7 protein-coding genes are annotated in these 5,130 nt (G+C 70.5%); 4 read left to right on the top strand and 3 right to left on the bottom strand.

The window, feature by feature from the left end; genetic code table 11:
• On the bottom strand, positions 1–463 hold a 463-nt coding region (locus WA805_RS24270), incomplete at its 3' end, for a hypothetical protein (protein ID WP_425243484.1).
• Positions 464–536: 73 nt separating this feature from the next.
• On the opposite strand from WA805_RS24270, the gene WA805_RS24265 reads away from it, so the two are divergent.
• Together WA805_RS24265 and WA805_RS24260 are read left to right on the top strand one after the other, a co-directional pair.
• Positions 537–1,454, top strand: coding sequence for a 5'-3' exonuclease (locus WA805_RS24265; protein WP_422286828.1), 918 nt, complete (start codon positions 537–539; stop codon positions 1,452–1,454).
• Positions 1,451–2,599, top strand: coding sequence for a M24 family metallopeptidase (locus tag WA805_RS24260; protein ID WP_425238479.1), 1,149 nt, complete (start codon positions 1,451–1,453; stop codon positions 2,597–2,599). Before WA805_RS24265 ends, WA805_RS24260 begins: the two co-directional genes overlap by 4 nt.
• Before the next feature lie 7 nt (positions 2,600–2,606).
• Here the strand turns inward: WA805_RS24260 and WA805_RS24255 are convergent, their stop codons facing one another.
• Positions 2,607–3,524, bottom strand: coding sequence for a PAC2 family protein (locus tag WA805_RS24255; protein ID WP_422271259.1), 918 nt, complete (start codon positions 3,522–3,524; stop codon positions 2,607–2,609).
• A 129-nt stretch (positions 3,525–3,653) separates the two neighbouring features.
• Between WA805_RS24255 and WA805_RS24250 the strand changes: the two genes are divergently transcribed.
• Positions 3,654–4,094 carry an Lrp/AsnC family transcriptional regulator gene (locus WA805_RS24250; RefSeq protein WP_422286829.1) on the top strand — a complete coding sequence of 147 codons (441 nt, stop codon included), beginning with the start codon at positions 3,654–3,656 and terminating at the stop codon, positions 4,092–4,094.
• Positions 4,095–4,104: 10 nt separating this feature from the next.
• Here the strand turns inward: WA805_RS24250 and WA805_RS24245 are convergent, their stop codons facing one another.
• On the bottom strand, positions 4,105–4,704 hold the full coding sequence (locus WA805_RS24245) for a TetR/AcrR family transcriptional regulator (RefSeq protein ID WP_422272044.1): 600 nt from the start codon (positions 4,702–4,704) through the stop codon (positions 4,105–4,107).
• Between the two features lie 141 nt (positions 4,705–4,845).
• Here WA805_RS24245 and WA805_RS24240 point away from each other — a divergent pair.
• A partial coding sequence (locus tag WA805_RS24240; RefSeq protein ID WP_425238478.1) for an MFS transporter occupies positions 4,846–5,130 on the top strand: 285 nt, incomplete at its 3' end.

Below are 5,130 nucleotides of genomic sequence, written 5' to 3'. Positions count from 1 at the left end.
CAGGCCGGACCTCCGCGGCGGCGTCGGCGGTGGGCTGCTCCTGGGCGGCGCTGTGCGCGGCGGTGGCCGCCTTGGAGATGGCGTGCGCCACGTCGTCGGCCACCACCGGGATCCGCAGCCAGCGGTCCAGGAGGCTCTTGCGCCAGGCGTAGATGGAGATCTCGCCGCCGTCGGACCTGGCGATGGTCACCTTGGCCCCGTCGGCCAGCATCGCGGTCACGTTCGCCAGCCGAACCCGCCGCGCGATGAGGCCCACCCGGAACATCAGCGTCCCCGCGTCCTGATCGAGTACCACCTCGGCGGGCCTAACGGCCATGCCAAGGCCCCAGCCGCCGAGGATGACCATGACCGGTACGCCGAACCAGAGCGGGAAGAACACCCCCGCCACCACGACGCCGGCCGCCGCGACGACGACCGACTTGACCTGGAGCATGACCGGGCATCGCCAGCGTTGAATCGGCACCGGAAAAGTATGCCGCACGCGGTCCCGTGCCCGCGCCGGCCCAGCCGGGGACGGGACGTGGCAGGATGGCCGGGTGGGCTCGCTGATGCTGCTGGACACGGCGTCGCTGTACTACCGGGCGTTCTACGGGATGCCGGAGACGGTGACGGCGCCGGACGGCACGCCGGTCAACGCGATCCGCGGGCTGCTCGACGCGATCGCCAGGCTCGTCAGGGACCGGTCGCCGGAGCGGCTGGTGGCCTGCCTGGACGCGGACTGGCGTCCCGCGTTCCGGGTCAGCGCCATCCCGTCGTACAAGGCGCACCGGGCGGAGCCGGACGGGACCGAGCAGACCCCGCCGGGCCTGGCCGTGCAGGTCCCGCTGATCACCCAGGTGCTGACCGCCGCCGGGATCGCCATGGCCGAACACGAGGGCTACGAGGCCGACGACATCATCGCCACCCTGGCGGACCGCGCTCGCACGCCAGTCGAGGTGGTCACCGGTGACAGGGACCTGTTCCAGCTCGTCGACGACGACCGCCAGATCCGGATTCTCTACACGATCCGCGGGCTGGCCAAGCTCGAACCGGTCACCGAGTCCGAAGTCGAGAAGAAGTACGACATCCCCGGCAAGGCCTACGCGGACTTCGCAGTGCTGCGCGGTGACCCGAGCGACGGCCTGCCGGGCGTGCCCGGCATCGGCGAGAAGACCGCCGCCACGCTCATCCGGGCGTTCGGCAGCATCGACGGCATCCAGAAGGCCCTCGACCTGGGCCACGGCGGCTTCCCGCCGGGCACGCGCAAGAAGCTCGAGGCCGCCCGCGACTACCTGGACGTCGCCCCCTCCGTCGTGATAACAGCAAGAGGCGTGCCGCTGCCCGATGACATCGACGGCCGCCTGCCGGCCAGGCCGCCCGACCAGGAGGAGCTCACCGAGATCGGCGTCGCTCTCGGCCTCGGGTCATCGCTCACCCGCTTCCGCGCGGCTGTCACAGAAAGGGGAGACTCGTGACCACCGACCCCGGGGGGTCGCAGGGGGGCATCCCCCTTTGGCCAGCCCCCGCCCTTTACCCGGCCGGCCGGCTCCGCGCGGTTGCCGAAGCGGTGCGCGGCAAGGGTATCGGCGCCCTGCTGCTGACCCCGGGCCCGGACCTGCGCTACGTGACCGGCTACGACGCCAAGCAGCTCGAGCGGCTGACCTGCCTTGTGATCCCGGCGGAGGGCGACCCGTTCCTGCTGGTGCCGCAGCTCGAGCTGAAGGCGGCGCAGGCCTCCCCGGCGTCCGGCCTCGGCGTGGAGATGGTGAGCTGGGGGGAAACGACGAGCCCGTTCGGGATAATCAAGAACAGGCTGCAGCGCCCGGAGTCAGTGGCGTTGTCCGACCGGATGTGGGCGCTGCACGTCCTGCAGTTCGCCGGGATCTTCCCCGGTGCCGAGCAGCACCTGGCCAGCGAGGTGCTGTCCCCGCTGCGGGTCCGCAAGTCGGCGGCCGAAGTGCAGGCGCTGCGCGAGGCTGGCCAGGCCATTGACCGGGTGCACGCGCGCGTCCCGCAGTGGCTCAGGCCAGGGACCACCGAGCGGCAGGCCGGGGTGAAGATCGCCGAGGCCATCCTGGGCGAGGGGCACGCCACGGTGGACTTCGTGATCGTCGGCTCAGGGCCGAACGCCGCCAGCCCGCACCACGAGGTCTCCGACCGGGTGATGCAGCAGGGCGACGTCGTGGTCGTCGACATCGGCGGCACGATGCCGTCGGGGTACTGCTCGGACTGCACGCGGACCTACGCGATCGGCGAGCCGCCCGCCGACTTCACGAAGTACTACGCGGTGCTCAAGGACGCGCAAGACCAGGCCTGCGACGCGGCCGGGCCCGGCGTCCAGGCGCAGGAGGTGGACCGGGTGGCGCGCGGCATCATCGCCGCCGCCGGGTACGGCGACTGGTTCATCCACCGCACCGGCCACGGCATCGGCCTGGAAAGCCACGAGGACCCGTACATCGTCGAGGGCAACGTCACGGAACTCGAACCGGGGATGGCCTTCTCCGTCGAGCCGGGCATCTACCCGGGGCCGCACGGCGCGCGTATCGAGGACATCGTGGTCTGCACCGAGACCGGCCGCGAGCGGCTGAATAACGCGCCCACCGACCTGGTGATCGTGTAACGGGAAATCAGCGCTCCGGCGAGTCGCCGCCCCGCTGCTGTTCGGCGAGGAACTGCTCGAACTGCTCGGCGAGCTCATCCGCGGTCGGCATCTGCTCGCCCTCGGCGAGCAGCTCCCCGTCGGACGACGCGAGCGCCGCGTCGTACTGCTGCTCGAGGCCGTGTACCAGCTCGGCGACCTCAGAGGACTCGGCGACCTGCCGGTCGATCAGCGTGTTGGTCTGGTCGGCGGCCTCGCGCAACTCGAGCGCGGGCAGGTCGAGCCCGGTGACTTCGCACACCGAGTCGAGCAGGGTGAGTGCCGCGGTCGGGTACGCGGCCTGGGCCAGGTAGTGCGGCACCTGGACGACGAAGCCAATCGCGTCCCGCCCCGCCTCGCCGAACCGGAACTCCATCAGCGCGGCCGCGCTAGCCGGGACCTGGAGCTTGCTGGGCAGCGGAACCCGGGTGGTGACCAGCCCGGGACGGGTGGCATGCGTGATCACGCCGAGCGGCCGGGTGTGCGGTATCCCCATCGGGACGCCGAAGTACGTGATCATCGGGCCGGCTCCGAGCCGCTCCGCGAGCGACCGGGTCGCCGCGACGAACAGCTCCCATTCGTGGTCCGGCTCAGGGCCGGTGAGCAGCAGGAACTGCTTACCGCCCACGTCCGACAGCAGGTAGACGGACAGTTCCGGCTGGTCGTAGCTCTCCCAGTGGCCGTCGTCGAACGTCATCAGCGGCCGCCGTGACCGGTAGTCGAGGAGCCGGTCGGTGTCGAATCTCGCGACCGTCGTGTGCTCGAACGTGTCAAGAAGGTGCTCGGTGACCAGGCGCCCAGCCGCGCCGGCGTCCATGAACCCCTCCAGGTGCACGAGCATCGCCGCGCCGTTCACGTCCGGCGTCACCGCGGGATCCAGTTCGTAGAGTTCTTCCGGCTGCTGCATGCTTCCAGTCTCCCACCACGTACCAGTGTCTTTCGCCGTGCAACGCACGGGGCGCCCAGATCCATCCCGAGATAAATCCGTTACCGCGCGACCCGTCCAGCCGGAAGAAATCACGTTAAGTTGTCGTGGGTGGAAGAGATCGACCGCAAGATCGTGTCGCTGCTGTCCCGCAACGGGCGCATGAGCTTCACGGAACTCGCCAGGCAGGCAGGCCTTTCGGTGTCGGCGGTGCACCAGCGCGTCCGGCGCCTCGAGGCCGAGGGAGTCATCACCGGGTACATCGCGCTGTGTAATGCGGACGTCATAGGGCTGCCGCTGACCGCCTTCGTGTCGATAAAGCCATTCGACCCGGCCGCCCCCGACGACCTGCCGAGCAGGCTGGCTGATCTCACGGCGATCGAGGCCTGCCACAGCGTGGCGGGCGAGGAGAACTACATCCTGAAGGTGCGAGTCGCCTCCCCGACGGCGCTCGAGGACCTGCTTCAGCAGATCCGCAGCATCGCGAACGTGTCCACCAGGACCACGGTCGTGCTGAGCACGCCGTACGAGTACCGGCCGCCCACCGTCTAGCGCGGCGGGCTTAGCCGGCGGCCGGGCGGGACCGCAGGCCGTCGAGCATGAGGGCCATTAGCCGGTCGGTGTCCTCCGGCGACTGCTCGGTGGCTACCACGATGCCGTGCACGAGGCGGAGCAGGTCCCGCTCCGTCACGTCGGGGCGGAGCACCCCGGCCTGCTGTGCGTTGGCGACCAGCCGGCCCGCGGCGTCCCGCATCGCCACCATGCAGCCGTTCATCAGCTCGGAGTCCTTGCCGACCGCGCTGATCAGCGCGTGCGCCAGGCCGCGCTTGGTGACCAGGTAGGCGCCCAGCGCGTGCACCCAGCCGAGCAGGGCCTGCTCGGGGGAGGTGCTGACGAGCAGCTCGTCTGCGGCCTCGCAGACCGTCTGCACCTGGCTGCGGTACACCGCGGCCTGCAGGTCGACCCGCGTCGGGAAGTGCCGGTACAGCGTGCCGATGCCAACGCCGGCCCGCCGGGCGATGTCGTCGAGCGGCGCGTCGGCGCCGTGCTCGGCGAAGGCGGCGGTCGCCGCCTCAAGGAGCTTGGCGCGGCTGCGCCGCGCGTCAGCGCGCATCCGCGGCTCTTCGCCCGCGTCGAGGCGGGCCTCGTCAGTAGTGCTCATCAGCTCATCATTAAATCGGTTTGCCAAAACGGAGGGACTCTCCGTATAGTAACCGGAGTGGACCTCCGAATCTTTCCTCATCCTACCGCGAGTGGCGCCGTTCGTCGCGGGGACGGCCGGGCTGGCGTCGCGCTGACGATTATGCTCGGCGCCCAGCTGATGATCATCCTGGACGCGACCGTGGTGAACATCGCGCTGCCGCACATCCAATCGGGACTGCACTTCTCCGCCACCAGCCTGTCCTGGGTGCTGAACGCGTACACGCTGACGTTCGGCGGGCTGCTGCTGCTCGGCGGCCGGGCCGGTGACATCCTGGGCCGCCGCCGCGTGTTCCTCGCCGGGATCGTGATATTCACGGTGGCCTCGCTGGCCGGCGGCCTCGCGCCGTCCGCCGGGGTGCTGCTCGCCGCCCGCGTCGCGCAGGGC

The sequence above is a fragment of the Trebonia sp. genome (assembly GCF_049794275.1).
GTDB lineage: Bacteria > Actinomycetota > Actinomycetes > Streptosporangiales > Streptosporangiaceae > Trebonia.
The sequence above is the reverse complement of the archived record's forward strand: the minus strand, read 5'-3'. Positions and strand labels throughout refer to the sequence as shown.

Coding starts and splice junctions, on each gene's coding strand:
- WA805_RS24255 (WP_422271259.1), bottom strand. CDS start 3,524: ATGCAGCAGCCGGAAGAACTCTACGAACTGGATCCCGCGGTGACGCCG.
- WA805_RS24245 (WP_422272044.1), bottom strand. CDS start 4,704: ATGAGCACTACTGACGAGGCCCGCCTCGACGCGGGCGAAGAGCCGCGG.